Genomic DNA, 25,935 nt, shown 5'->3' with positions numbered 1-25,935 from the left:
ACAAATTTAGGTAATTTTAAACTATTTTGCTACCTACCATCATTAACTGAAGCTGGAATATTTGGATTAGCATCAATTTCTGATTGTGGCACTTTCAAGAAAAATCTTTTGTCATCTGGCATCAATGGATCATTCGCCATATTTACACGATGCCAAGGATCTCTAGGAAGCCCTCTTCTTAATCTTTTTGCATCATACCATTCTACTCCCATTTCTCCGTACAATTCTTTTCTTCTTTCTAAAAGAATTTCGTTCAAAAGAGCTTCTCCTGTATTCGTTGATTTAACAGCAGACGGATCTCTATTGACTTGCAATTCATACAACAAATCATGTGCTGCATTTGGATTTGTATGATATAATGCTTCTGCTTCTATCAAAATCATCTCAGGCGTTCTCATTAATGCTACATCAGCAGAAAATGAAAATTTAAATTTGGTTGTATAATATTGTAAATAATTAGTTCGGCCTGTACTTGAAAACAACTTTCTAACATCTGTATCTGAAAAACTATTAACTAAAGATTTGTTAATGAAACCATTTTTATATGTTGCTCCAGCCACATCCATAAATACACTAGGAGCGATCCAATAGTACGCTGATTGGTCAGAACTCTGTGGTATAGCTAGCATCCATTCTTTATTTGCATCCATATCGTCAAAGCCATTTCCATACATACTGCTATCCAATACCGCACCTACATTTCCTCCATAAGCTGCATGAGCATATTCAGCTGCTTTTACCCAGTTTCCCATCACTTGGTTCACTCTGGCAGCCAATCCATAAGTAATTTGCTTATTAAAATAAGATTTATTTACCCTATCAAAGCTTCCCATATCAAGAGCTTTTTGTATATCAGCATTGATAAAATCGTAAAGCTCCTTTTGTGTAGACATTCCTTTTCCTTCTACAGAATTAGGCATATCGTAAATAGGTGGTGCCGGTAAATTCGGGTCATATGTATATGTATGTTGGAACTCTAAACTAAGCTCAAAGTACATCCATGCCCTCATTGTATAAGCTTGTCCCAGTAAAGCTTTTTTATCTTCTTCTGCTATTGATTTAGATTCACTTACACCTTGTATAAACGCATTTATTTTGTTAATAATGTTATATAAATAGTTCCAAGTAAAACCAGGTCTTCTATAATTCGGTTCTCTATTATTATTTGCATAATCAAATAAAAACCAACTTCCAGACAGAATAATATCATTCCCTTTAACTGTTCTAGCAAAATACAATGAAGTTAAGTTTCCTGAATCTGTAGAGGTATACTGCCCTCTTGTACTTCTTAAAATACCCGATAAAAAAGCCGTAGCTCCTTCTTTAGATCCATAAACTACCTCTGGAGAAACAGCATCTGTGGGTTTTGGTTCATTCAAATACTCTTGTCTACAAGACTGAAATACAGATAGTAGAGAAATTAGCGCGATAAAATATATTTTTATTGTCTTCATTACTTTATTATTTAAAAGTTTAAGTTTAATCCTAAAGAAATTGTTTTAAGGTTATATGATCTATTGTTTGTCGTTCCTGCAATACTTTGCTCTGGATCTATCCCCTTGTGTGTTTGCCATGTCCATACATTATCTGCTTGGAGGAATATTCTAAAATTAGATACTCCGAAACTAGAGGTTAATTCTTTAGGTATATTATATCCAAAAGTTAAGGACTTCAACCTTATATAGTCGTTTTTAAACAAAAACCTAGTAGATGTAGAATTATTGTTATTTTGACCAACTATATTGATTGGCACATTTGTGTTGTCTCCTGGTTTTGTCCAAGCATTTTTCACATCGACTGACTGTTGATAACCAAGTGTTGAAAAGCCAGACATCAATCCGGCATACTGACCATCATAAATATAGCTACCAAAGCTAAAGTTAAATAAAGCATTTAGATCAAAGTTACCCCATTTAAAATAATTAGAAAAACCTCCAGTAAAATCTGGCAAAGAGCTTCCTACATATTCTCTATTTGTTTCGCTATTTGCTTCAGTATAATTTTTGGTTTTTCCGTAAGTAACCATTCCATCAGCTTCTATAGTTTTTGTTTGCCAAACTCCCATACCGTCTTCAGAATCTACCCCTAGCCATACCGGAATAAAAAAATCATACAATGATTTTCCCACCTCCCATCTCTTAGAACCGTTTAGGAATGACTTTTGGGTAAGCTCAGTAATTCTATTTTTCACAAAAGATATATTGAAATTAGAATTCCAAGTAAAGTTTTTGGCTTTAATGTTCTTAGTATTTACAGTAAACTCTACACCATAGTTTTTGATGCTTCCTACATTAGTTGTAATAGAAGTATTCCCCGTAGATCCTGGTAATGGTTTGGAGTAAATTAGATCTACAGATTTTTTTACAAAATAATCTATATTTCCAGAAATACGATTATTGAAAAATCCAAAATCTAATCCAATATTAGAAGAAGCTGTTTTCTCCCATGTCAATAAATAATCAGATATCGAACCTAATAGAACTCCTGTATTATCTAACTGATTCCAACCAGTATCAAACAAACTCAAATAAGGGAAATAGCCGATACCCGAGTTATTCCCTAACTCCCCATAAGAAGCTCTTAATTTCAACTGGTTAAGAACTTTACTGCCTTTCAAAAAGTTTTCATTAGATATCATCCAAGAACCTCCGAAAGAATAAAAATTACCCCATCTGGTTTCCGGAGAAAATTTGGAAGACCCGTCCCTTCTAAATGAGCCTTCTATAAAATATTTATTATTATAATCATATGCTAAACGAGCAAGATATGAAACCATCCTTTCTCTATTGACATATCCTGCTACAGATTCTGGTTTTGTCGAACCATTAAGCTCATATACATTAGGAAGGAATCCTGTTCCTTGTGCACCTAGATAATCATATGTAAACTGATACACTTCAAATATTCCTTGTGCTGTCAATCCATGGTTTCCAAATTTAGCATTGTAATTTGCACTATTTGTAAAGTTAACTGTCTTTCCTAAATTTCTATACTGTGATACTCTTCCACTAACGCTAGACGCAGCACCAACTAAATAATTCGTATAACCATAATCATCTCTAGCATACTGTTCGTATCCCAATTGTGATTTTAGCGAAAAATCTTTTGTAATATGAGCTTCTGCATAACCATTAGCAAGGAAACTATAACGACGAATTCTAGATTGATTGTTATATAAAGCTCCTACTGCATTTTCATTTTCATAAAGAGGTCTACCTTGGTTAATCTTAATCCCATTATTTCCATAGTCGTATATTTTTCCACCAAAAGCATCATATACAAAGTTACCATTCTCATCTCTCCTATAAAGCGGATATATATTTGCAACGCTATTTATCCATTGTATGGCACTCGCATAAGTAGCTCCCGACTGTGTTGGATAAATTTGCTCTGAACTAGTATACGCAGATTTAAGCCCTACATCCAACCAATTATTAGCTTTAGAATCTAAATTCATCCTAACCCCTACTCTTTCAAAGTTAGATGTCTTTACCGAACCATTCATATTCAAATAATCTGCAGAGATAAAATATCTAGTATCAGAGCTACCTCCGCTAACATCAAATCTATGTTCTTGTTTGAAAGCTGCTTTATTTAAAATTGCTTTTTCCCAATCTGTATCCCATAATAATTTAGTTCCCGGCACCAGCTTTCCATCAATGCCCACTGGCATATCTTTATCCGTTGGGTTATATTTTAAATTATCAATTAATTCATTTGTTGCCTTTTGCCTAGCTTCTGCCTCTGTATTGTTATCTGTATATTGATACTTATTTTTTAACCCTTGCCAAGCATACTCTAAATATTCGGCGGCTCCTAGTTTTTTATAAAGTTCTACCGCAGGTGCAGAAACTCCTACCAGCGAAGTCATATTAACAGTTGGTTTAGAATTTCTCTTACCACTTTTCGTAGTTATTACAATAACCCCATTAGCCGCTCTCGATCCATATAAAGCCGTAGATGAAGCATCTTTTAACAAAGTCATCGATTCTACTTGATCCTGAGTAATATTATTGATATTACCACTATAAGGTACTCCGTCCAGAACTATCAACGGCTGGGTACTTGCATTAATCGAGCCTATCCCTCTAATATAGATTGAAGGATTATCTCCCGGCTGACCTCCGGAAGAAATAACACTAACCCCCGCAGCAGATCCTTGCAAGGAAGATAATACACTCGGAGCTTATTGATTTTTTAAGACTTTGGAATCTACTACAGAAATCGAACCTACGACAGCTTCTTTTTTTTGCTTTCCAAAAGCTACCATTACCACTTCATCAATCTGTTTTGTCTTGATAGAAGAAGAGTCTTTCTTTGTTTTCTGGGCCATCACCCCCTGAGTCCCTAAAAAGAAGAGTGCTCCGGCTGTAAACACGTATGATTTAACATTCATAAAAAAAAAATTAAAAAAAAAAAAAAAAAAAAAACACTACAATTCTTCCTAAAAGCCTAATAATAGTACAAATTAGACTAAATATACCTTATTAAACAAAATTTATTATTCTATACATAAAAAAAGGAATCTGTTTATAAACAGATTCCTTTAAAATTAGAAATTATTTAAACTAAATACTAGTTATCATATCCTGGATTAGCTACCATCGGAGTTCCTGCAATATCAGTCTCCGATCTTGGAATAGGGAACGCTAATAATCTTTTATCAATACCATTAGGTACAAAACTAGTATTTCCCCATCTTAGTAAATCCCATTCTCTGAAACCTTCTCCTAACAACTCTTTAGCTCTCTCCAATTTAAGTTGTTCCAATGTGACAGATGTAGCAGCAGATAAACCTCTATTTGTCAAAATATCATTATAATATTTCAAAGCTAATGCAGCATCTCCTCCTTGTAATTCTGCTTCTACTCCATCTAGAAGAATCTCTTCGTAACGAATAAATTTAATATTATCAGCTCCTGACGGATCTGTATATTTACCCGTTAAATAGTATTCATCTATATTATCATCATTTACATCTGCTGAGTTTATTACTTTTAATCTTACATCTTTAGGCTCATACTTAGAAACGAAACCATCTGCCAATATTGTATTAGCATATCCATTTGGAGAATATAAATTTTGTATTCCGGTGTATCCATAAGCCCCTTGAGTCCCTACAGCAAATTCAAAAATAGAGTTAGGACTTGAATTATTTTGAGTCCATGATCTCACATAATCATCTGCAGAAATTACAGAATATTTTCCATACAAGCTTTTTACTATATCTCTTACTTTGGCATAATCGCCTTTGTATAGAAAATATCTTGCCATTAGACCTTTTGCAGCATCTATAGATAACTCTTGTTTCCCTTCTTCATTATTGTATTCACCAATATTGGCTTCCATTAATGCTAATCCCTCAGTAAAATCTTTTTCTATCTGAACTTTATTTTCTTCTATAGTTCCTCTTGCTTGGAGAGCCTTAGGATCATTCACCAACGGAGTTACTACCCCAAGTGTACCTCCTGTATAGGTTTGTCCATAAAGTCTTAATAAATCAAAGAACATATAGCCTCTTAATACTTTAGCCTGTCCTTGTATATATTTTACCTGGGACTGTTGAGCAGCAGGTATAGCATTAACATCTGTATTTATAATGATATTAGTCTTATAAACACCGGCGTATATTTGGTTATAGGTTCCTCCAGCATAAGAATCACTAGAGAGCATATTTTTATATTGTGCAACAGTAGTGAATCTTCCTGTTCGACCCGTACCAGCCATTTCATCAGATCTAATCTCTGCATAAACTTCGTAATTTCTACCAAGGTAACTAGTATTTTCCATAGAAAAATACACCCCTCTTATGGCAGATCTAACTGCACTCAAATCTGTTAAAGGTCCTTGTTGTATATTTTGATAAAATTTTGTTTCGACAAAATCATTACTGCAAGATGTACCCACCAATGCCAGCCCAAAGACCAACGCTCCTATTTTTATATTTTTTATTTTTAACATTTTATTTTTTTTTATTAAAATCCTATATTAACACCTAATGAATAAGTTTTCATAATTGGAAGATCCAAATCAGCCGTACCTGCTAGACCAATCTCTGGATCCAGCTTCAATTTCTTATCAAATCTATAAGTCAGAATATTAGTTCCTGATAGATAAATCTGAAGAGATGACAATCCTGATTTTTCTATTAAAGAACGATCAAAAGTATAAGCTAATTTAGCCGTACTTAATCTAATATAATCAGACTTGAATAAGTAACGAGTAGAATGTTCATTAGACAATGATTCATTTCGATATACAGGTTTTGGATTTTGAGCATTTCGATTTTCAGGAGTCCAATAATCCATAGCATCTGAATATCCTGAATAAGGTGCATGTAAGAACGCACCATCACTCAAGAAATAACGTCCCCAAGCCCCATTATATATCTTACCTCCAAATCCATAAGTAGCCTGTGCATCTATAGAAAACCCTTTATAAGACAAAGTTGTATTGACCCCTCCAAAATATTTATTGAATCTAGCTCCTTGTACAGCTTGTTGTGCTTCTCCATAGTTTGAGGTAGTTTCTCCGTCTACACCATTTTTATACCAAAGAGGATTTCCATTATCTGGATCTACACCTGCCCATTTTCTAAGATAATAAGTTCCAACCGACTCTCCTTCTTTCAAGATGGTACTCGAGCCTCTAACAGCTCCTCCATAAAGCTGGGTTACTTTATTATCCAATGTATTGAAGTTACCTCCTATGCTCCAGTTAAATCCATCTCTACCATTCTTGAAAATATCCGCATTAAATGATATTTCAAAACCTTTATTAACTAAAGAGCCAATATTATTAAAATAACTTGTCAAACCTTGAGATGGTGATAATGGAATATTGTAGATTAAATTATCTGTTTTTTTATGATAATATTCTGCAGACAATGTAAATCTATTATCAAAGAAACCAAAATCCAGTCCTATATTGAATGGAGAAACTGTTTCCCATGTCAAGTTTGGATTGTATACCCCTGAATAAGTAATAGCCGGCTTACTATTATAACTATTCGTAAAACCATACAATGCATAAGGCAATGTACTCACCTCATTTCCTACCCTACCATAAGAAGAACGGAATTTAAGCATAGATACAGATCTGATATTCTTAAAGTACGGTAGCCTTGCCAAATCAATTCCCAATCCTGCAGACCAAAAGTTTCCGCCTTTCTTACCTGGTACAAAATTAGACAAGATATCTCTTCTATAAGATAAATCTAACAATACCAATCTATCATAATCATAATGTCCAGTCAGAGCGTACCCATTTCTTGAAGAAGTACTCTTAGTATTATCAATAGAAACCGGCTTTACAAAATTCGAAAGAGTTTCTAAACCTAAAGCTCCTACATTTTGAGCGAAACCTGATAAGTAATAATACTGCGACTGATACGCTTCCTGGATAGCTGTGATATCAAAATTATTAAGCCCAGCATTAGCACTATAACTCAAGATATTTTGAACATTATAATTAAAATATCTAGTGTATGCTGCTCTTGCTTGCCCTCTATTTGCAAAGCCATCACCATGTAATGGACTAGCATAATTATTTTCTTCTATATTAATATATTCCGGTGCAAAAACCAATTTATATCTCAAATTTTTAAGTATAGAATACTCTGCTGAAAAATTTGCAAAAACCTTTGCTGTACCCGTTTTGATACTATTATACTCCAATAATGCTGCTGGGTTATACAATCCATTACTTACCTGATTATCTTCCAAACCAAAGTAAGTACCATCCGGATTTCTCACAGGGTCTGTAGGTAATAGGAAATACTGTTGCAATATAGGATTCGAAAATGCAGCACCTCCAGCCAAAGAAGATTGCTTGCTGTAAGCCATCTGTGTAGAGGATGATAATTTTAATTTATCTGTAGCTTGATAATCTACTTTAGAATTAAAAGAAAATCTGCTGAAGCTAGAATTTTTAACTACTCCATCTTGATCAAAATAATTACCCGAAACATAATATTGAAGCCTATCAGTACCTCCAGAAGCACTTAAGTTTATATTGCTTACAGATGCTCCGGATGTACGCTCTGTTACAGCTCTCCAATCTGTGTTATAGGTATCATCAAATCTATTATTTATATAGTTGGTTGCTGTTGCTTCATTATATCCATTTTTAATAGCATCAAAAAGATATTGCTTATATTGCGGAGTAGTTAATGCTCTATAACCGTCTACAGCTCTAAAACTAACCCCACGGCTCATACCTAAGTTAAATTTAGCTTTACCTTTTTTACCCTGTTTTGTTGTAATTACGATAACACCAGCACCGGCATCAGCACCATACACGGCAGTAGAAACTGCATCTTTAAGTATAGTAATACTTTCAATAGAATCTGGATCTAATGACGACAAAATATTTGCTGTTGCTGTGTTAGATGTCAAATCTCCAGAAGAAACTCTAACTCCATCTACTACATATACAGGGGAAACTCTACCATTAATTGATGATAACCCTCTAACCCGTACAATAGTAGAGCTACCTGGCTGACCAGATGCAGATCCTACTTGCACACCACTCACTCTACCTTGCAACATTTTATCCACAGACGTTACCGGTACATCCTGAATAGATTTTGCTTTCATCACACTCGTTGCACCTGTAATTTCTTGGACAGCCTTTTTACGGCCAAACCCGACCATCACCACTTCATCAAGATCTTTTGTCTTGACAGAATCCTTTTTTGTTTTTTGTGCTAAAACGCTTTGAGCTCCCAGAAAGAATACTGTACCCACTGCTAGCACTCGCAATTTTACATTCATATAATAAATTTTAAGATTATTTTAAGATGCAAAAGTGTTAATAAAACTTAACACTACCAAACATTATTACATTTTTTTACAAAAAAATTTGTTTTTAACAAATATTATACAAAAACAAATTATAACAAAAAATATCAATACCAATAAAACACTAATACAAAAAATAATTTAAAACAAAACTTTTTTTTAACACAAAAAACTCTATTTATAAACGATATAAATAATAAAAGACTATAAAAAAATGCTAATAAAAAGCTCCTTTTAGACTAAAAAATTAAAATTTCTGCTATCTTATCTCTCACTTTAACCGCAGTAGGAAGCATTGCTTTTTCTAAATCAGAGTTCACCGGTATCGCAGGCAAATCCAACGCCCCCATAGTTTCCACCGGTGCATCTAACCAACGAAAACAAGCCTTAGATATCCTTGATGCAAAAGCTTCCGCAAAAGAATTATTAAGCTGCTCCTCTGTAAGAACAAGACATCTACCATGGCACTTCACGCTGTTGTAAACCAAATCTTCATCCAGAGGATTAAGAGTCCTTAAATCTATTACTTCTACCCTACCTTTATAATCTTTTACCGCTTCTTTAGCCCAATAAACACCCATTCCATAGGTAACAATTACCATCGTCCGTCCTTTTTTAATCTCTTCCTCGTCAGCTCTTATCATTATTCTTCCTTTTCCAAATGGTAAGATATAATCTTCTGCCGGTTCTATGGTTTTTGCATCTTCGGTGCCGGGAACTTTTGACCAATAAAGGCCTTTGTGCTCAAGCATCACACAAGGATTAGGGTCATAATACGCCGCTTTCAGAAGCCCCTTAAAATCAGCGGCATTACTTGGATAAGCCACCTTTATGCCTTTAACATTACAGAGTAAGCTTTCTACACTCCCACTATGATAAGGTCCACCACCGCCGTAAGCACCTATCGGTACACGGATGATATTACTCACAGGATATTTGCCGTGGCTGAGATAGCAAGATTTAGAAATCTCCGTGATCAGTTGATTAATCCCCGGATAAATATAGTCCGCAAACTGGACTTCCACAATCGGCTTTAACCCCACAGCACTCATCCCCACAGTAGAACCTATAATATAAGCCTCCTGAATAGCGGTATTGAAAACCCTTTTATTTCCGAATTTGTTTCCCAAAGTAACCGCCTCTCTAAACACGCCGCCTATTCTTGCGCCCACATCTTGACCATAGAGTACAGCCTCGGGGTGTTTGTTCATCAGTTCTTGTATGGCGTGTATGGCAGCATCTACCATTACGATTTTATCTTTTACCCCCTCGGGCTCGCGTGTTCCACTCTCCTCTGTTATCGGACAAGGTGCATAGACATAAGTGGCTACATCGTCCACAGACGGCTCCTTAGCATTCTTAGCCCTTTCAAAATCTGCTTCTACCTCTCGGCGTGCTTCCTTCTCTATCTCATTGAGGTCCTCCTCTGCCCAACCGCTTTCTATTAATTTTGCTCTAAGGATATTACCGGGGTCTTTTGCTCTATGTTTTTTCAAATCCGCCTCATCTCTGTAAAACTCTCGGCGCACCCCCGAAGTGTGATGCCCTATCAAAACTGTTTTAGCACAAACCAACAACGGCTGCCTTTCTCTCCGCACAAAGTCCACCGCCTCTTTCATCGCTTGGTAGCTTTGGATAAAATCCGTACCATCTACATGCATACGGTTCATCCCCTTAAAACCTTCTACAAACTCGTAAGCATCAGCGGTACGTGCTTCTTCTTTCGTTACGGAAATCCCCCATTCATTATCTTGAACCAAAAATATAATGGGCAATTCATGAAGTGCCGCAAACTGAAACGCCTCGCTTACCTCCCCCTCCGTCACAGAGTTATCCCCCAAACTACACAGTACTACGGGGTTATTCTTAAATTTCTTTAATCCAAAAGTTTCTATATAGCGGATACCTTGTGCCACACCGGTAGTCGGAATTGCCTGCATCCCCGTAGCAGAACTCTGATGGATGATCTTGGGTTTATCCTCTGCTCTGCTCGATGGATGAGAATAATACGAACGCCCTCCGGAAAAGGGATCGTCTGCTTTTGCTAAAAGTTGCAACATAAGCTCGTAAGGCGTGAATCCCATACCCAAAAGCATACTGTCATCTCGATAATACGGCGATATCCAATCTTCCGACTCCATCTGATAGGCAGCTGCTAGCTGTATGGCTTCGTGGCCGCGCGAAGTACTATGCACATATTTGCAAATACTCCTATTTTCTTCGTAAATGTCCGCCATTGCCTTAGCAAGCATCATTTGACGATATGCTTTTCTTAAAACTTCATTGCTTATATGATGAGTATTTGCCATTTTGATTATTTTTTTATAATTTGAAATTCAACTTAACATTGAAAAAACGCCCCGTAAGCCTTACCGGAACTGGATAAACATAGCCGGTATTAATATCGTTAATCCACTGATTGGAAATCGTATTGTTAATATTAAATGCGTTGAACACCTGTACCCCCAAAGACAACTCTCTGAAATGCCTCCAAAAATTTCCATAAGCCTTATTTTCATTTTGGTCTATAAAAATTTTGGAAAGCCCTATATCCACTCTGCGATAAGCCGGCAGCCTCTTCTGATATTGATATGGGTCAGCAAAAACTACCGCCCCGTTTGGCAACCCGGAAGCATACACTAAGGTAAGATTAACCCTCATACTTGGAAACTTCGGCATATAATCCTGATAAAACATTGCAAACCTAAATCTTTGGTCCGTAGGTCTTGGGATATACCCCCGCCCGTCTATGTTCTCAAAAGATCGGGCATAGCTCGCAGATATCCACGAATCCACACCGGGAACAAACTGCCCGTAGAGCCTTGTATCTACGCCGTACGCATAGCCCTTAGCACTATTATTGCCGGAATACCTCACCCTCACATTGTCTATATAGTAAGGGATAAGGTGGTTCATTCCCTTATAGTAAATTTCTGTCGTAAGTTTAAACGGTCTGCCTGCCATTTGGAATTCATAATCGTTACCGACGATAACCTGCATCGATTTCTGTGCCTTTATATTAGGGTCAAACTGCCCATCCAAATTCTTTATTTCTTTGTAATAAGGTGATTGATAATATATCCCTCCAGAAATTCTAAAGAGCATATCCTGCTCCCAATCTGGCTTTAGTGCAAACTGCAATCTCGGTGAGATCAAACTCTGCTTATTGTAACTCCAGTTTTGTGCCCTTACTCCCGCATTTATATAGGCTTTTGCTTCTCCTATATAGAATTTTTTGGACAATTGCGCATAACCGGATAATCTCACAGAACGAATTTCATTAACCCCATGAATATGATACCTAAGTTTCAAAGGGGCGGTATCCAATTGCCCCGGTGGCAAGAAAGCTCTCGGCTTGCTATACCCTAAAGAATCCACCAGCTGCCATTCATTGGTATTATCTTTTAGAAATTCTTTTTCGTATTTTAGCCCAACTTCTATATCGGAGTTTGCATTAGGAGAATAGCGTGCTTTCAGCTGGCTTCCTACGGTTTTTACCAGAAGGTCATTTCTTGCATGATCTATCTGTCCGCCCAAATCATAAGACGGCAAAGGCGCTCCCGTCTGAGGATCAAAAGACAGAATCTGATACGCAGAACCTATACTGAAATACTCTCGTTCTCTATTCTGATAAGCAAAATTATCTAATATAAACTGCCATTTTTTATTAGGCTTAAAGTTGAGAGACACCGTCCCCATCATATTTTTATAAGAATCCGCTTCTTGCCCTCCATAAAAAACATTAAGCGTAATAGGCTGCTGCAATGTTCCAAAGTTCACTGTTTTTTTCTTTGGAACCATACGGTAATCGTTTTTAGAATAATAGCCTAAAAAAGAAAGCGTCCATTTTGGGCTAAAATGATAATTGATATAAGACTGTACATCTAAGTACTGAGGATTGAAATCCGTATCTTCGTTAAGGGTATTGAGAACTAAATTGGTGTTTCTGTAACGCCCGGAAACCAATGCCGCCAGTTTTCTATCCTTTGATACAACACCCACCGAAAGCCTGCTACCGATAAGGCTACCCGCCCCGGAAAGCTCATTGCGTCTTGGCTCCCGATAATAGATATTCAGTGCCGAAGACATCTTATCGCCATACCTCGCTTCAAAACCGCCCGGCGAGAAACTAATGGCAGAAACCATATCAGGATTGATGACGCTCATTCCCTCCTGCTGAGCATTACGAATAAGAAAAGGACGATAGAGCTCTATATCATTAACATAGATAAGATTCTCATCGTAATTTCCGCCCCTTACCATATATTGCGAAGAGAGCTCGGTATTAGAATTTACAGAGGGCAGCGTTTTGATAATCCCCTCTATGCCGCCCGAAACCGTTGCTACTTGTCGAGCATCTTTAGTAGAGATAGCTGTATTGGTAAGGTCTGTAGATTTCTTTTTCTTTTGGAATACAATCCCCTTTATATCCTTGCTTTTTTCTACTTGCGAGAATGCAAAGAATGGTAACAGAGGTAGTATTAAATATAATTTTTTCAAAATAAAATGATTTAAATGGAATTATAAAATAGCTTCTCTTATTCTGACAAGTTTTGCCAAAAGCCCATCCAACTGATCAAGCGGCAGCATATTAGCACCATCTGATTTCGCAGACTTAGGCTCCGGATGGGTTTCTATAAAAAGTCCATCTGCTCCCGTAGCAATACCGGCTTTCGCAATGGTTTCTATCAGCTGTGGCTTACCACCTGTAACGCCGCTGTCTTGGTTGGGCTGCTGCAAAGAGTGCGTAACATCTAATATCACCGGCGAAAACTGCTGCATCATGGGAACCCCTCTGAAATCCACTACCAAATCCGTATAACCAAAGGTATTCCCGCGTTCTATAACCGCCACCTTATCATTACCGGAATCTAACACCTTTTGCACCGCAAACTTCATAGCCCCAGGTGAAAGAAATTGTCCTTTTTTCAGCGTAACGCACTTCCCTGTTTTTGCCGCCGCAACAACCAAATCCGTCTGCCTTACCAAAAATGCAGGAATCTGCAAAACATCTACAAACTGTGCCGCCAAAGCCGCATGTGCATTTTCGTGAATATCCGTAGTAGTAGGTACTCCAAACTTCTCACTTACTTTCCAAATAATTTCAAGAGCCTTTTCATCTCCTATCCCCGTAAAAGAATCTATCCGAGAACGATTGGCCTTCTTGAAACTCCCTTTGAATATGTACGGAATTTGGTACTTATCCGTTATCTCAATGATTTTTTCTGCAATATCCATTGCCATTTTTTCATTTTCTATGGCACAAGGGCCCGCTATCAGAAAAAAGTTTTTGGAATTTTTATGTTTAATGTTTTCTAAATGCTCTATCATAAGGGTAATTTTTGCAAACTTAACTATTTTTTTCAACCCCTAAATTTAATATTTTTTGAGAGAATAAAGAAAATTTTATCCAATAAATTATTATCTCTCCTCTATGCCCCCTGCTTCTTAACAATTCTTTTTTTCAATTCCTTAGAAATGTTTATATTTGATAAAATTTTATCTTGATATGAAAAAATCAATCATAGCAGCAATAGGAATCATGCTGATAGGTGTTAACGGTTTCACCGCACAAGAAGTTACTTTAGACAAAATCTACTCGGGAAAGTATTATCCGAAAGGCATCGAGGGGATTGCTTCCCTTAGAAACGGTGAAGAATATGCCGTAATAGACCAAAACGGTATCGCAAAATATTCTTACAAGGACCAAAAAAACGAAGGCTACATCGTACAAGGCTCTTTTGAGGACTATACTCTATCCGATGATGAAACCAAAATACTATTACTAACAGACAAACAACCCATTTACAGGTACTCCTTCTACGGCAAATTTGAGGTGAAAGATCTGAAAACGGGAAAAACCACAGCCCTAAACAACGGCAACTATGTACAGGAACCAGCTTTCTCTCCGGACGGCTCCAAAGTGGCTTTTATCGCGGATAACAATATTTTTTACCAAAACCTATCCGACGGCTCTATCGTACAAATCACAAACGACGGTGCTAAAAACAAAATCCTAAACGGACTTGCCGACTGGGTCTATGAAGAAGAATTTGGACACGCAAGACAATACGAATGGGATAAATCCGGAAATGAAATTGTTTTTGTAAAATCTGATGAATCTAATGTCCCGGAAATGACTATCCCTTCCTACAAAAATTATCTTTATCCAAAAGAATTTAAGTACAAATACCCAAAAGCTGGCGAGAACAACTCTGTGGTAAGCTTATTCGTCTACCATTTAGACTCTAAAAGCATTCAGCCCATAGACCTCTCTTCCTACGAAAACTATTATATCCCTAAAATTTTCAGAACAAATAAGGCTAATAATATCGTAGTGGCAACCTCTAACCGCCATCAAAACAAAGTAGATCTCATCAGTATCAATACCAATAATGCTTCATCAAAAAAACTGTTTAGCGAAACAGATAAGGCTTGGATAGAAACCGACAACTTGACTCTGGAATTCCTAAACGACAATTCTATGCTCTGGACTTCCGAACGAGACGGATATAGACATCTCTATTGGTATATGCCCGACGGCAAGCTGAAAAAGCAAGTAACAAAAGGAAAATGGGAAATTACAGACTACTACGGATACAACCCTAACACCAACAATGTCTATGTACAAACGACTCAAAATGGAAGCATAAACAGAGTAATTGCCAAAATCAATATCAAAAATGGAAAATCCGAAATCATTTCGGAGTCCAAAGGAATCAACAATGCTTCTTTCAGCCAAAATTTCAAATATTTTATAAATACTCATTCTAACGCCAATACTCCCCCCGTATATGAACTGAAAACCGATAACGGCAAGACCATTAAAGTATTGGAAAACAACGAAAGACTTCTCGAGAGAACAAAAGAAGACCTCTTCGTAACGAAAGAATTTTTTACCATTAAGAATAATGCCGGAGAAGATATGAATGCGTGGATACTTAAACCTAAAAACTTTGACCCGCATAAGAAATATCCGTTGTTTATATATCAATATTCGGGTCCAGGGTCTCAGCAAGTTAATAATTCGTGGGACAGCTGGAACGGACCTTGGTTCAATCTTTTGGTACAAAAAGGCTATATCGTAGCCTGTGTAGATGGCAGAGGAACAGGCTTCAAAGGGGCTAAATACAAAAAAGCAACCTACCTCAACCTTGGCAAATATGAAATAGAAGACCAAATTGCTGCTGCAAAATGGTTCGGACAACAGCCTTATATTGATGACAATAGGATTGGAATTTTCGGCTGGAGCTTTGGCGGATATATGAGCTGTCTCGCAATGACAAAAGGTGCCGATGTATTCAAAATGGGTATTGCCGTAGCACCCGTAACCAACTGGCGTTTCTATGACTCTATATACACGGAGCGTTTTCTAAGAACTCCACAAGAAAACCCCCAAGGCTATGACACTAACTCGCCTACTTCCTATGCAAATCTTATGAAAGGAAAATTCCTGCTTATACACGGTACTGCCGACGACAACGTCCATTTCGAGAACTCTATGGTTTTTGAAGAAGCTTTAATCCAAAATAAAAAGCAATTCCAATTTATGGCTTATCCCGACAAAAACCACGGAATATACGGCGGATATACCAGACACCACCTCTATGAGAAAATGACGGACTTTATCCTAAATAATTTATAAAAAGTCTAAGCCATTAACAAACAAAGCCATTTCGATTTTTGAAACGGCTTTACTTTTTATTGTAAATATCACTACTCCCTTCTAATAAAACTATATAGAGTTAAAAGCAATACGCCCCCTCCAATAGTCACTACAAAATTTTTGATATCAAACCCTGTAACATCTATTCTAAAAAGTCAAGTACCCATCCAGCCTCCTAACAAACTTCTTAAAACACCAATAACTATCATTACTATCTAGCCGTCCGAATCTTGTCCTGGATGTATAGCCTTAGTAATAGCTCCTACAATTAAACCAAAAATAATCCATGATAAAATTCCCCTAATAATTAATGCTAACCTCTTTTTCTAAAAAAAGAATCCACAAATTCGGTGCCGTTAAACAATTGCAAGTCTTCCATTCGTTCTCCTACTCCAATATACTTCACCGGAATCTGAAACTGATCCGAAATTCCTATCACAACTCCTCCCTTGGCCGTACCATCCAATTTAGTTATCGCTAAAGCGTTCACCTCCGTAGCCGCTGTAAATTGCTTGGCTTGTTCAAAAGCATTCTGCCCCGTAGAACCATCTAATACCAATAGAACCTCGTGCGGTGCATCGGGAATGACTTTCTGCATTACCCTTTTTATCTTTGACAGCTCATTCATTAGATTGACCTTATTGTGCAAACGCCCCGCTGTATCTATCAATACCACATCAGCCTGCTGGGCTACTGCACTCTGCACCGTATCAAATGCTACAGATGCGGGGTCGGAACCCATATTTTGCTTAACGATAGGAACTCCTACTCTCTCACTCCAAATGACCAATTGATCTACTGCTGCAGCACGGAAAGTATCTGCCGCCCCCAGTACGACTTTCTTCCCTTGGGACTTAAACTGATGTGCCAATTTCCCTATAGTCGTAGTTTTACCTACTCCGTTTACTCCGACCACCATAATGACATAAGGTTTTTTAGACGCATCTATATTTCCGGTAGCAGCGTGCGGATTTTCCAGCAGTAGTGCAGTAATCTCTTCTCGAAGGATATTATTGAGTTCCTCCACATTAAGATACTTATCTCGAGCAACTCTTTCCTCTATTCTTTCTATTATTTTTATAGTCGTCTGAACGCCCACATCTGATGCAATAAGCACCTCTTCCAAGTCATCAAGCACCTCATCATCTACCTTACTTTTCCCTACGACAACTTTAGAAATTTTCTCAAAAAAACCTCTGCTTGATTTTTCCAAGCCTTTATTGAGGGTTTCTTTTTCCTCTTTTTTGAATATTTTTTTAAACCAAGACATAATTATTTATACATTTTTCCAAAGATAATGATTTTCAATTATACTAAAATAATAAAAAAATAAAACTACCCCAATTTAGGATAGTTTTAAAATATTTCAATGATGATTTAGATTATTTTTTAAGATATGCATCTACTTCATCTGCATTCATTACTTTTTCTTCGAAAATGTAAGCACCTGTCTTAGGAGACTTTACCATTTTCACCACTTTAGTCATCTTTTTAGACGCTGTTTGCAGAGTTGCTACTACTTTCTTTGCCATTGTAAAATATCTTTATTATTACTTGATTTCTTTGTGAACGGTATATTTTTTAAGAACTGGATTGTACTTTTTAAGCTCCAATCTTTCTGTTGTATTCTTTTTATTTTTAGTAGTGATATATCTGCTCATTCCCGACATACCACTTTCTTTATGCTCCGTACACTCTAAGATAACTTGAACTCTATTTCCTTTCTTTGCCATAATTTCTATTATTTAATAAATCCATTATGAATAGCTCTTTCTACAGCTTCTTCAATTCCAATCTTGTTAATCACTCTCAATCCATGAGCAGAAACTTTCAGCGTAATGTATTTTTCTTGCTCAGGAAGGTAAAATTTCTTCTCCAATAAGTTAATTTCAAAGCGTCTCTTTGTTTTATTATTAGCATGAGAAACATTATTTCCCACCATCGCACGCTTTCCTGTTATTTGGCAAATTTTTGACATATCTCGATGTTCTTTTTACTAAAATTATTTGAGAGTGCAAAATAAAGAATATTTTTTGATATAGACAAATTTTATCAAATTTATTTTTTAGTTCTTGGTCAATCCTTTTTCTAAACATAATAACCACCCTTTTATACCTCTCCTATATTTTAATTTATAGTTTTTTTATATCTTTTTCATCAATGCTTAAATCTCCGCCCAGCTCATCAATATCAAACATATAATGCTCAAGAACTTTCTCGGTAGTACCTCTAAGCCCTCTCGCTCCCAAACCTTTTTCCATTGTTTCATCTACTATTTTCTCCAATGCTTTGTCGGTAAATTTCAAATCTATGCCATCCATTTTGAAAAGCTCCGTAAATTGATTGACAATAGAATTTTTAGGTTCTTTCATTATACGTATCATCGTTTCTTTAGTCAATTTATCCAGATAAGTAATCACCGGAAAACGACCAAGCAACTCCGGTATCAGTCCAAATTTCCTTAAGTCTATGGCATTAAGCTGATGTAGGATATACTCTTCATCTTCTTCTTTTTTTAGTTTATCTTTGCTAAATCCTATCGCTTGTTTATTAAGACGACTGGCAATAATATCCTTGATCCCATCAAAAGCACCTCCCGCAATAAACAATATATTCTGTGTATTTACCTGAATATATTTTTGGTCAGGATGCTTTCGTCCACCTTGTGGAGGTACATTTACGATACTTCCTTCAAGCAACTTCAGAAGCCCTTGCTGCACGCCCTCTCCGGATACATCTCTGGTAATACTCGGATTATCGGATTTTCGAGCTATTTTATCTATTTCATCAATGAAGACGATACCTTTTTCCGCTTTTTCTACATCGTAATCAGCAACCATCAATAACCTCGACAAAATACTCTCCACATCTTCTCCCACATAGCCTGCTTCAGTAAGTATGGTCGCATCTACAATACAAAACGGTACATTAAGCTCCTTAGCAATGGTTTTCGCCAAAAGCGTTTTACCCGTTCCCGTCTCGCCTATCATAATGATATTGGACTTTTCTATTTCCACCTCTCGGCTTTCATCTTGGGCATGGAGTAATCTTTTATAATGATTATAAACCGCTATGGAAAGTTGTTTTTTAGCTTGATCTTGACCAATTACATACTCGTCAAGCATTTTTTTTATTTCGCGTGGTTTTTTCAGCTCGGCTATACTTTCTGCCGGCTGAAAACCTCCGCTATGCGAAATTTTATCTTTTATGATGGCGTGTGCCTGCTCTATACAATTTTCGCAGATAAAGCCTTTCTGTCCAGAAACAAGCATTTGCACTTCGTTGCGGTGTCTCCCGCAAAAGGAACATTGGTTAGAATTCATTTAATATAATAGATAATTTGTATAAAATAATATTTGTAAAGTCTATACTTCCGCTTGGATAATGCGTTTCTGTATATCCTGATACTGCTCTGCAGACAATTTCAGCCTCTCATTCTGAAAATTAAGATCAGACATTTTACAGATAGGCACCAGATGGATATGAGCATGAGGCACTTCCAGCCCCACTACTGCCACAGCTACTCTCTCGCAAGGCATTGCTGCACCTACTTTTTTTGCTATCTGCTGGGCAAACGCCCAAAGATCTTTGAATGCCTCGGAATCCAAATCAAAAATCAGATCTACTTCTTTTTTAGGAATAACCAATGTATGCCCTTCTACCAAGGGCATTACATCTAAAAAAGCCAAATGATTTTCGTCCTCTGCTATTTTGTAAGCAGGAATCTCCCCGTTAATAATTTTTGTGAAAACAGAAGCCATTTTGTATTTATTTCAATAAACAAAGTTAATACTTTTTTAATTAGCCCTACAAGCTGATTTCTAAAACTTCAAACGAGAGCTTGTTCCCATTCGGGAGCGTAATATCCGCAAGTTCTCCTACTTTTTTACCCAAAAGTCCTTTTGCTATAGGGGTATTCACAGAGATTTTTCCGGCTTTAAGATCACTTTCGTTATCCGGTACTAAGGTAAATACCTGTTCTTTTTTTGTTGCCTTGTTCATTAGCCTCACTGTAGTAAGGATAGAAACTTTGGAGATATCCAGCTGGCTTTCATCAATCACTTTGGAGGTTGCTATAAGATCTTTAAGTTTAGAAATTTTCATTTCTAAAAGCCCTTGTGCTTCTTTTGCTGCATCGTATTCTGCGTTTTCAGAAAGATCACCTTTGTCTCTCGCATCTGCAATCTGCTGCGTTACTTTTGGGCGCTCTACAGTTTCTAATTGCTCTAGTTCAGCTTTCATTTTTTCTAAACCTTCTTTTGTTACATATGCCATAATTTACTTAATTTAGCGTTAGTATAAAAAAATAATCCGACATTTGCCGGACAGGATTTTATATGTTCATTATCATGCAAAGATATAAACTTATTTATTATGTTGTATAATATTATCCAAAAAATATCAAAATTTCTATTGGCAATCAGTCTACTGACAATGCTTACCCAGTGTAGCACAGAAAGACAGGAGACGGTAAGCTGCTTCCCTCAATCTCTGATTAATGTTCAAATCAACATCAATCTTCCGGCGTATAGAAACCTATGGTATGCCAATGGGTGGATATATCTCGACCAACAAGGTGCCGGCACACGGGGACTTATCATCGTAAGGATAGATGATACGCATTTCAAAGCTTATGATAGAAATGCTCCACACCTCTGCCCAGACACAGACACCACACTGGAAGTAAAAGACGGCATAAAAATAATATGTCCCAAAGATGGTGCCGAATGGATTTTAAGGACAGGCGAACCCTCCAAAGTCGCAAAAGTACCTCCAAAAACTTACTATACGATATACGAGGCGTCATCCGGCACTTTGATTATTAAAAATTAGGCTTAAGATAATATCATGATTTTCAATTTCCATCATCACAACAAAAGCGTAGGCAGGCAGGGCATCTACAACTTAGCCCTTCACGAAAAGCCTATGTCATTTTACTTTTCTGCAGGACTTCACCCTATGGATATTGATGAAAATGCCGGTTCAAATTTTCTGAACATCGTAGAACTTTGTAAGGACAAAAACTGTTTGGTCATAGGCGAATGCGGGCTGGATAGACTGGTGGATGCAGAAATGAAACGCCAAGAGGAAGTCTTCCGCTGGCATATAAAATTGGCAGAGGAAATAGGCAAGCCCCTCATTATTCATTCCGTAAAAACGCATTACGAGGTAGCAAAACTTTGTGGGGAAACGAATATCCCCGTTGTTTTTCACGGGTTTAATAAGAAAAAAGACATTGCAGAGATGCTCATTGGCAAAGGTTTTTATCTTTCATTTGGAGCGGCACTGCTTAATCAGCTATCTTTGCAGAAAACTTTTCGGGAAATGCCATTATCTCATTGTTTTTTAGAAACCGATGTCGCAGATGAGGCGATTGACAAAATCTATGCTAAGGCTTCTGAAATAAAGGGAAAACCTTTATCCGAAATAGAAAAAGAAATAGACCATAATCTTAATACCATTTTCAACAAATGACCGATTGGCTGGAACGCGCAGAATTGTTAGTAAAAAAAGAAGGATTGGAAAAACTGCTAAATGCCAAAATCCTCGTAGTGGGATTGGGCGGTGTAGGCTCCTTTGCCGCGGAATTTTTGGTGCGTGCAGGCGTAGGGGCAATGACCATTATAGACGGTGATACCGTAGATATTACCAATATCAATAGACAGCTGCCCGCCACATGGTCCTCTATCGGAAAAGATAAAGTGGAAGTAATGAAACAAAGACTTCTGGATATCAACCCGAGTCTAAAACTTACGCCCATCAATGAATTTCTGAATCCCGATAGAATGGCAGACATCATTGCCTTAGAAAAATTTGATTACATATTAGACTGTATCGACAGCCTTTCGCCCAAAATATCCCTCATCAAAACAGCTAAAAGAAACAAAGCAAAAATCATCTCTGCAATGGGCGCCGGAGGCAAAACAGACCCCAAACAGGTAACAGTAGCCGATATCAGCAAAACCAGAAATTGTTTTCTGGCAAAGCATATCCGTAAAAGACTCCGCAAAGACGGTATAAACAAAGGCTTTAAGTGTGTATTTTCCACAGAAATCCAAAAAGAAGACAGCCTGAAAATGACAGACGGCACCCACTACAAAAGGTCTTTCTATGGTACCATTAGCTATATGCCGGCGTTATTTGGGCTGTATGCCGCGGCAGAAGTGGTTAATTATATCGTTAATAAAAAAAAAGAATGACTGATTACACTCTTCCAAAGACTGAAAAACTAAAACGAAAATCAGAAATTTCTCTGCTATTCGAGAAAGGCAAGTGGCATTCTTATGGCAGTGTGAAAATTATCGTACTGCAAAACGATGGCGGCACCCAGGTGGGGGTATCTGTCTCCAAGCGTTTTTTCAAAAGAGCCGTCCACCGAAACCGCACCAAACGGCTGATGAGAGAGGTTTACCGTCTTAATAAAGATATGTTTCATAGTACTTTTGGCAAAGATACTCTTATGATGCTTTTTTGGGTTTCTCCGCAGCTGCCCCAAAGCTACCGAGAAGTAGAAAAGCATTTTGTAAGCCTCTGCCGAAAATATCAAAAATAGGAGACTTTTACTACATACCGAAAAATATTATTTTTCATTCTCTTGACGGAGCAAGACTTCCACCATTTCCATAATAGATTTATTGGGTAACAATCCGAAATAGTGATAAATAAAGTTGTAGTTTTTATCAAATACAAACCAAAGAGGATAGCCTATTTCGCCTTTTACCTCCTGTAAATACACATCGATAAACTTTTCACCGGGATAGCGTCCGGCACTTTTATTTTTACTGAAAAGCCTTCCTCCAAAACTAAAATCAGGCTGAGCCTCTAATTCCCATTCTACAAAATAGACATTTTCATTCAACTGTCTCATAAGGTCTTTATCCTTATTCAAGCGTTTCATCTGCATAAGACAATAGACACAGTTCTTACTCCGGATATTCATCAGAATATATCTCGGCTCTCTTTTCATTATTCCGTCTAAAGAATCCAAAGGCACTTGCGTACAGCACCATTGAAACATTAAGAGTGTAAAAAGTATCGTTCCGTATTTTAGCATCCTTATCAATTCAACCTTATTAAAAGAGAAGCGGCAGCATTGGAATATCCGCCGCTTCAAACTGAAAAAAAACTATTTAATTCTAAAACTTAAATCTAAATCCAATATAGGCTGTACGCCCCTGCTGAGCGGTATAGTTGTACTCTGTATCAAACTGTAGGCCTCCTACACCACCTGAATCAGAGTTATGAACATCTCCAAAAGGGTCGTTTGTAGCTACCAACAAATGTTTTGGTACATAGTTAAATAAATTCTGAACACCGCCATACAGCTCCAGCCCGTCACTAAATCTTTTCGTAAGCTGTAAATTTACTTTAGTAAATAATGGCGAACGCTCCGGACGGAGATCGGTCTCTTTCCCTATTTTATTACCTTGCCCATCGAGTATATCTACTGTTCCCTGGGTAGGCAAGAGCATAGATTCCCTCCAATTTCCGGTGAGATCTAAGGTTAAGTTTTTTATAAAGTCGTAGCTTGCAGAGTAGGTACCCATCCATCTTGGTGAAAATTCAAAGTCTTGAGCTTCTACTTTATCCCCCACCTTATTACCATCATCATCTCGCTCAAATTCAAACAATTGCGCTTGATTGTAAGACACACCTACCGTTATTCTTAGGGGGAAAGAAAAATTCAGAGCCAAATCTAATGACGCTCCAATGTTTCTTGCGTATTCATCGCCATCTACATTGTAATAAACGAGAGTTCTTTTCGCATCATTTCTTACAGGATATATTTTATTGGAAAATCTGGTATAGTAAGCTCCGAAATCATACGTAAGCCCAAAATCTTCGGTAGCCCACCGTCCTTCGTAATCTAAATTTCCGCTAACGGATTTTTCCGGTTTTAATTTTTCTCCAAACTCAGATTTGTACTGTCCGCTCAAAGCCCGATGGTCTTCACTGAATATATTGACGATTCTATATCCTGTCCCGAGACTTGCTCTGAAATTGGCATTCCACGGCGTACGATACTTAAAAGCTATACGAGGCGAACTTACGACATTCGAGTGGCTGCTGTTCGCTGATTTTGTATCGTCAAAATCCAAACGGTAGCCTAACAGTAATGAAGCATTATCGTTTAAATGCCAAAGATCTTGGAGGAATATACCCGGCATTTTCGTTACAAAAGGAATTTTGCCATTATCGGAAGCAATGGTATTATCACTAAACCAAACATAGCGGTAGGTAGTCCCTAAGATTAAGTCATGATTACCCAAAGTTTTATTCCAATAAGCTTGTCCGAAAAATGTTTTTTGGTGAGCCATAAACAATTCTACACCGTAGGCAGAGTTTTGATCGTGCTGATTATAGGAACCTTGCAGGGTGATATTTTCCTCTATCGGAAGCTTATATTTCCCTACGATTTCCAGTCTTTTAGTAAAGATAGATTCTTGGTATTTCATATCATCGGCAAACTTGGCTCCGGAGTTCACACGCCTTACCATAGCTTTCCATTCTTCTATTTCTTTAGGGGTAAGCCCTCTCGGTACACGAAAACCTTTGGCATACTTTTCATTATAAATGGTATAGCCGTTAGGCAAAACAGCATCTGCATTGTAATCTGCAGAATTTTTATCGTCATTATAATCTTGAAAATCCACAAAAAGCCTGTCGTTAGGATTCCAGTTTAGCTCTCCTCCGTGGCGGTTTTCCAAATAATACCGTGCATAGATGCTGGAATGCCTGTCATATTTTTGTTTAAAATCCCATTTGTTGAACAAAGACATCCTTTTCTGTAAAGTTTTGTCCATAAAACCGTCGTGGTCTTGATCTTTCTCCGTATTGAAATAATACCCGTCTCCGGTAAACAGAGTAGAGATATTGTCATTTATTTTTCTGGTAAAGCCTATGCTTCCGGTAAATTCTCCCCAAGTAGAGTTTCTAACATCGGCAAAAAACTTTGGTGCTTTATCTGCATTTTTTGTAATAATGTTAATGACCCCTCCTATTGCCTCCGAACCATAAAGAGAAGATGCTGGACCTTTCACCAACTCTATGCGGTCTATAATAGTGTTGGGAATACCACTAAACCCATACACTGTAGAGAGCGAGCTTACAATAGGCATTCCGTCTATCAATACCATTGTATAAGGACCGGGCATACCATTCACGCCAATGTCCGAAGTATTGCACATATTACAGTTTACCTGCGGATTGATGCCGTTTACCTGGTATAGGGCGTCAAGAACATTGGAGGTCGAATTTTTTTGTAAAACCTGAGCAGGTATGATGGTTACAGGCACAGGGCTTTGAGATTTTTTTACAGACTTAAGCGTACCGGTCATTACAATTTCATCAATACTACTTCCCTTAATACTCGTAGAATCTTTTTTCTGGGCGGCTGCCACTGCAGTACACAACACGGCTGCCAATAGTAACTTTTGCTTCATTATAATGTTATTTTCTTAGACAAAT

Annotated in this window: 21 protein-coding genes and 1 pseudogene; 5 read left to right on the top strand and 17 right to left on the bottom strand. The window is 37.3% G+C overall.

All coding sequences use genetic code 11. The features are described 5' to 3' along the window. Positions 1 to 29 precede the first annotated feature (29 nt). The 8 genes and pseudogenes from BLS89_RS05285 to kdsA form a co-directional block, all read right to left on the bottom strand. On the bottom strand, positions 30 to 1,454 hold the full coding sequence (locus BLS89_RS05285) for a RagB/SusD family nutrient uptake outer membrane protein (RefSeq protein WP_092736446.1): 1,425 nt from the start codon (positions 1,452 to 1,454) through the stop codon (positions 30 to 32). An 11-nt stretch (positions 1,455 to 1,465) separates the two neighbouring features. Continuing rightward, positions 1,466 to 4,171, bottom strand: a pseudogene (locus BLS89_RS05280) (SusC/RagA family TonB-linked outer membrane protein); the annotation flags it as partial. Between the two features lie 15 nt (positions 4,172 to 4,186). After that, a complete protein-coding gene (locus BLS89_RS05275) occupies positions 4,187 to 4,396 on the bottom strand; it encodes a hypothetical protein (protein WP_092736444.1) in 210 nt (69 codons plus the stop codon). A 179-nt stretch (positions 4,397 to 4,575) separates the two neighbouring features. Further along, positions 4,576 to 5,961, bottom strand: coding sequence for a RagB/SusD family nutrient uptake outer membrane protein (locus BLS89_RS05270; protein WP_092736443.1), 1,386 nt, complete (start codon positions 5,959 to 5,961; stop codon positions 4,576 to 4,578). Between the two features lie 14 nt (positions 5,962 to 5,975). Continuing rightward, positions 5,976 to 8,774, bottom strand: coding sequence for a SusC/RagA family TonB-linked outer membrane protein (locus BLS89_RS05265; protein WP_092736442.1), 2,799 nt, complete (start codon positions 8,772 to 8,774; stop codon positions 5,976 to 5,978). Positions 8,775 to 9,040: 266 nt separating this feature from the next. Next, on the bottom strand, positions 9,041 to 11,110 hold the full coding sequence (locus tag BLS89_RS05260; RefSeq protein WP_092736441.1) for an alpha-ketoacid dehydrogenase subunit alpha/beta: 2,070 nt from the start codon (positions 11,108 to 11,110) through the stop codon (positions 9,041 to 9,043). Positions 11,111 to 11,123: 13 nt separating this feature from the next. Further along, positions 11,124 to 13,301, bottom strand: coding sequence for a TonB-dependent receptor plug domain-containing protein (locus tag BLS89_RS05255; RefSeq protein ID WP_092736440.1), 2,178 nt, complete (start codon positions 13,299 to 13,301; stop codon positions 11,124 to 11,126). Positions 13,302 to 13,322: 21 nt separating this feature from the next. After that, a complete protein-coding gene (kdsA, locus tag BLS89_RS05250) occupies positions 13,323 to 14,132 on the bottom strand; it encodes a 3-deoxy-8-phosphooctulonate synthase (protein ID WP_092736481.1) in 810 nt (269 codons plus the stop codon). Between the two features lie 178 nt (positions 14,133 to 14,310). Here kdsA and BLS89_RS05245 point away from each other — a divergent pair, with 178 nt between their 5' ends. Continuing rightward, a complete protein-coding gene (locus BLS89_RS05245; RefSeq protein ID WP_092736439.1) occupies positions 14,311 to 16,446 on the top strand; it encodes a S9 family peptidase in 2,136 nt (711 codons plus the stop codon). A gap of 334 nt (positions 16,447 to 16,780) precedes the next feature. Here BLS89_RS05245 and ftsY read toward each other — a convergent pair whose 3' ends face one another. The 7 genes from ftsY to greA all read right to left on the bottom strand — a co-directional run bounded on the left by ftsY (position 16,781) and on the right by greA (position 20,742). Then, positions 16,781 to 17,737, bottom strand: coding sequence for a signal recognition particle-docking protein FtsY (gene ftsY, locus BLS89_RS05235; RefSeq protein WP_092736438.1), 957 nt, complete (start codon positions 17,735 to 17,737; stop codon positions 16,781 to 16,783). 112 nt (positions 17,738 to 17,849) lie between these two features. After that, complete coding sequence (locus tag BLS89_RS05230) at positions 17,850 to 17,999, bottom strand: DUF4295 family protein (protein ID WP_092736437.1); 150 nt, start codon at positions 17,997 to 17,999, stop codon at positions 17,850 to 17,852. Positions 18,000 to 18,017: 18 nt separating this feature from the next. Next, positions 18,018 to 18,200, bottom strand: a complete 183-nt coding sequence (gene rpmG, locus BLS89_RS05225) for a 50S ribosomal protein L33 (protein ID WP_092736436.1) — start codon at positions 18,198 to 18,200, stop codon at positions 18,018 to 18,020. An 8-nt stretch (positions 18,201 to 18,208) separates the two neighbouring features. Then, a complete protein-coding gene (gene rpmB / locus BLS89_RS05220) occupies positions 18,209 to 18,445 on the bottom strand; it encodes a 50S ribosomal protein L28 (protein WP_092736435.1) in 237 nt (78 codons plus the stop codon). A 154-nt stretch (positions 18,446 to 18,599) separates the two neighbouring features. Then, positions 18,600 to 19,790 carry an ATP-dependent Clp protease ATP-binding subunit ClpX gene (gene clpX / locus BLS89_RS05215; RefSeq protein ID WP_092736434.1) on the bottom strand — a complete coding sequence of 397 codons (1,191 nt, stop codon included), beginning with the start codon at positions 19,788 to 19,790 and terminating at the stop codon, positions 18,600 to 18,602. 42 nt (positions 19,791 to 19,832) lie between these two features. Next, on the bottom strand, positions 19,833 to 20,228 hold the full coding sequence (locus BLS89_RS05210) for an HIT family protein (RefSeq protein WP_092736433.1): 396 nt from the start codon (positions 20,226 to 20,228) through the stop codon (positions 19,833 to 19,835). Between the two features lie 46 nt (positions 20,229 to 20,274). Beyond that, positions 20,275 to 20,742 carry a transcription elongation factor GreA gene (gene greA / locus BLS89_RS05205; protein ID WP_092736432.1) on the bottom strand — a complete coding sequence of 156 codons (468 nt, stop codon included), beginning with the start codon at positions 20,740 to 20,742 and terminating at the stop codon, positions 20,275 to 20,277. Positions 20,743 to 20,841: 99 nt separating this feature from the next. Here greA and BLS89_RS05200 point away from each other — a divergent pair, with 99 nt between their 5' ends. The 4 genes from BLS89_RS05200 to rnpA are packed head-to-tail and all read left to right on the top strand — an operon-like array spanning position 20,842 to position 23,020. Beyond that, positions 20,842 to 21,300 carry a Rieske (2Fe-2S) protein gene (locus tag BLS89_RS05200; protein ID WP_245688881.1) on the top strand — a complete coding sequence of 153 codons (459 nt, stop codon included), beginning with the start codon at positions 20,842 to 20,844 and terminating at the stop codon, positions 21,298 to 21,300. Positions 21,301 to 21,315: 15 nt separating this feature from the next. Next, on the top strand, positions 21,316 to 21,942 hold the full coding sequence (locus BLS89_RS05195) for a TatD family hydrolase (RefSeq protein WP_092736431.1): 627 nt from the start codon (positions 21,316 to 21,318) through the stop codon (positions 21,940 to 21,942). Further along, a complete protein-coding gene (locus BLS89_RS05190; protein ID WP_092736430.1) occupies positions 21,939 to 22,667 on the top strand; it encodes a tRNA threonylcarbamoyladenosine dehydratase in 729 nt (242 codons plus the stop codon). The genes BLS89_RS05195 and BLS89_RS05190 overlap by 4 nt, the downstream gene beginning before the upstream one ends. After that, on the top strand, positions 22,664 to 23,020 hold the full coding sequence (rnpA, locus tag BLS89_RS05185; protein ID WP_092736429.1) for a ribonuclease P protein component: 357 nt from the start codon (positions 22,664 to 22,666) through the stop codon (positions 23,018 to 23,020). Before BLS89_RS05190 ends, rnpA begins: the two co-directional genes overlap by 4 nt. A gap of 27 nt (positions 23,021 to 23,047) precedes the next feature. Here rnpA and BLS89_RS05180 read toward each other — a convergent pair whose 3' ends face one another. Both BLS89_RS05180 and BLS89_RS05175 read right to left on the bottom strand, forming a co-directional pair. After that, on the bottom strand, positions 23,048 to 23,521 hold the full coding sequence (locus BLS89_RS05180; protein ID WP_143017728.1) for a hypothetical protein: 474 nt from the start codon (positions 23,519 to 23,521) through the stop codon (positions 23,048 to 23,050). A gap of 82 nt (positions 23,522 to 23,603) precedes the next feature. Beyond that, a complete protein-coding gene (locus tag BLS89_RS05175; RefSeq protein WP_092736427.1) occupies positions 23,604 to 25,910 on the bottom strand; it encodes a TonB-dependent receptor plug domain-containing protein in 2,307 nt (768 codons plus the stop codon). Between the last annotated feature and the right edge of the window lie 25 nt (positions 25,911 to 25,935).

The organism is Riemerella columbipharyngis (assembly GCF_900101995.1).
In the GTDB taxonomy this organism is placed as follows: domain Bacteria; phylum Bacteroidota; class Bacteroidia; order Flavobacteriales; family Weeksellaceae; genus Riemerella; species Riemerella columbipharyngis.
This window is presented reverse-complemented; position numbering and strand designations above follow the sequence as displayed.

Bases quoted from the DNA above. Each gene is read 5' to 3' on its own strand.
- BLS89_RS05285 (WP_092736446.1), bottom strand. From the start codon at position 1,454: ATGAAGACAATAAAAATATATTTTATCGCGCTAATTTCTCTACTATCT.
- BLS89_RS05275 (WP_092736444.1), bottom strand. From the start codon at position 4,396: ATGAATGTTAAATCATACGTGTTTACAGCCGGAGCACTCTTCTTTTTA.
- BLS89_RS05270 (WP_092736443.1), bottom strand. From the start codon at position 5,961: ATGTTAAAAATAAAAAATATAAAAATAGGAGCGTTGGTCTTTGGGCTG.
- BLS89_RS05265 (WP_092736442.1), bottom strand. From the start codon at position 8,774: ATGAATGTAAAATTGCGAGTGCTAGCAGTGGGTACAGTATTCTTTCTG.
- BLS89_RS05260 (WP_092736441.1), bottom strand. From the start codon at position 11,110: ATGGCAAATACTCATCATATAAGCAATGAAGTTTTAAGAAAAGCATAT.
- kdsA (WP_092736481.1), bottom strand. From the start codon at position 14,132: ATGATAGAGCATTTAGAAAACATTAAACATAAAAATTCCAAAAACTTT.
- BLS89_RS05245 (WP_092736439.1), top strand. From the start codon at position 14,311: ATGAAAAAATCAATCATAGCAGCAATAGGAATCATGCTGATAGGTGTT.
- ftsY (WP_092736438.1), bottom strand. From the start codon at position 17,737: ATGTCTTGGTTTAAAAAAATATTCAAAAAAGAGGAAAAAGAAACCCTC.
- BLS89_RS05230 (WP_092736437.1), bottom strand. From the start codon at position 17,999: ATGGCAAAGAAAGTAGTAGCAACTCTGCAAACAGCGTCTAAAAAGATG.
- rpmG (WP_092736436.1), bottom strand. From the start codon at position 18,200: ATGGCAAAGAAAGGAAATAGAGTTCAAGTTATCTTAGAGTGTACGGAG.
- rpmB (WP_092736435.1), bottom strand. From the start codon at position 18,445: ATGTCAAAAATTTGCCAAATAACAGGAAAGCGTGCGATGGTGGGAAAT.
- clpX (WP_092736434.1), bottom strand. From the start codon at position 19,790: ATGAATTCTAACCAATGTTCCTTTTGCGGGAGACACCGCAACGAAGTG.
- BLS89_RS05210 (WP_092736433.1), bottom strand. From the start codon at position 20,228: ATGGCTTCTGTTTTCACAAAAATTATTAACGGGGAGATTCCTGCTTAC.
- greA (WP_092736432.1), bottom strand. From the start codon at position 20,742: ATGGCATATGTAACAAAAGAAGGTTTAGAAAAAATGAAAGCTGAACTA.
- BLS89_RS05200 (WP_245688881.1), top strand. From the start codon at position 20,842: ATGTTGTATAATATTATCCAAAAAATATCAAAATTTCTATTGGCAATC.
- BLS89_RS05195 (WP_092736431.1), top strand. From the start codon at position 21,316: ATGATTTTCAATTTCCATCATCACAACAAAAGCGTAGGCAGGCAGGGC.
- BLS89_RS05190 (WP_092736430.1), top strand. From the start codon at position 21,939: ATGACCGATTGGCTGGAACGCGCAGAATTGTTAGTAAAAAAAGAAGGA.
- rnpA (WP_092736429.1), top strand. From the start codon at position 22,664: ATGACTGATTACACTCTTCCAAAGACTGAAAAACTAAAACGAAAATCA.
- BLS89_RS05180 (WP_143017728.1), bottom strand. From the start codon at position 23,521: ATGCTAAAATACGGAACGATACTTTTTACACTCTTAATGTTTCAATGG.
- BLS89_RS05175 (WP_092736427.1), bottom strand. From the start codon at position 25,910: ATGAAGCAAAAGTTACTATTGGCAGCCGTGTTGTGTACTGCAGTGGCA.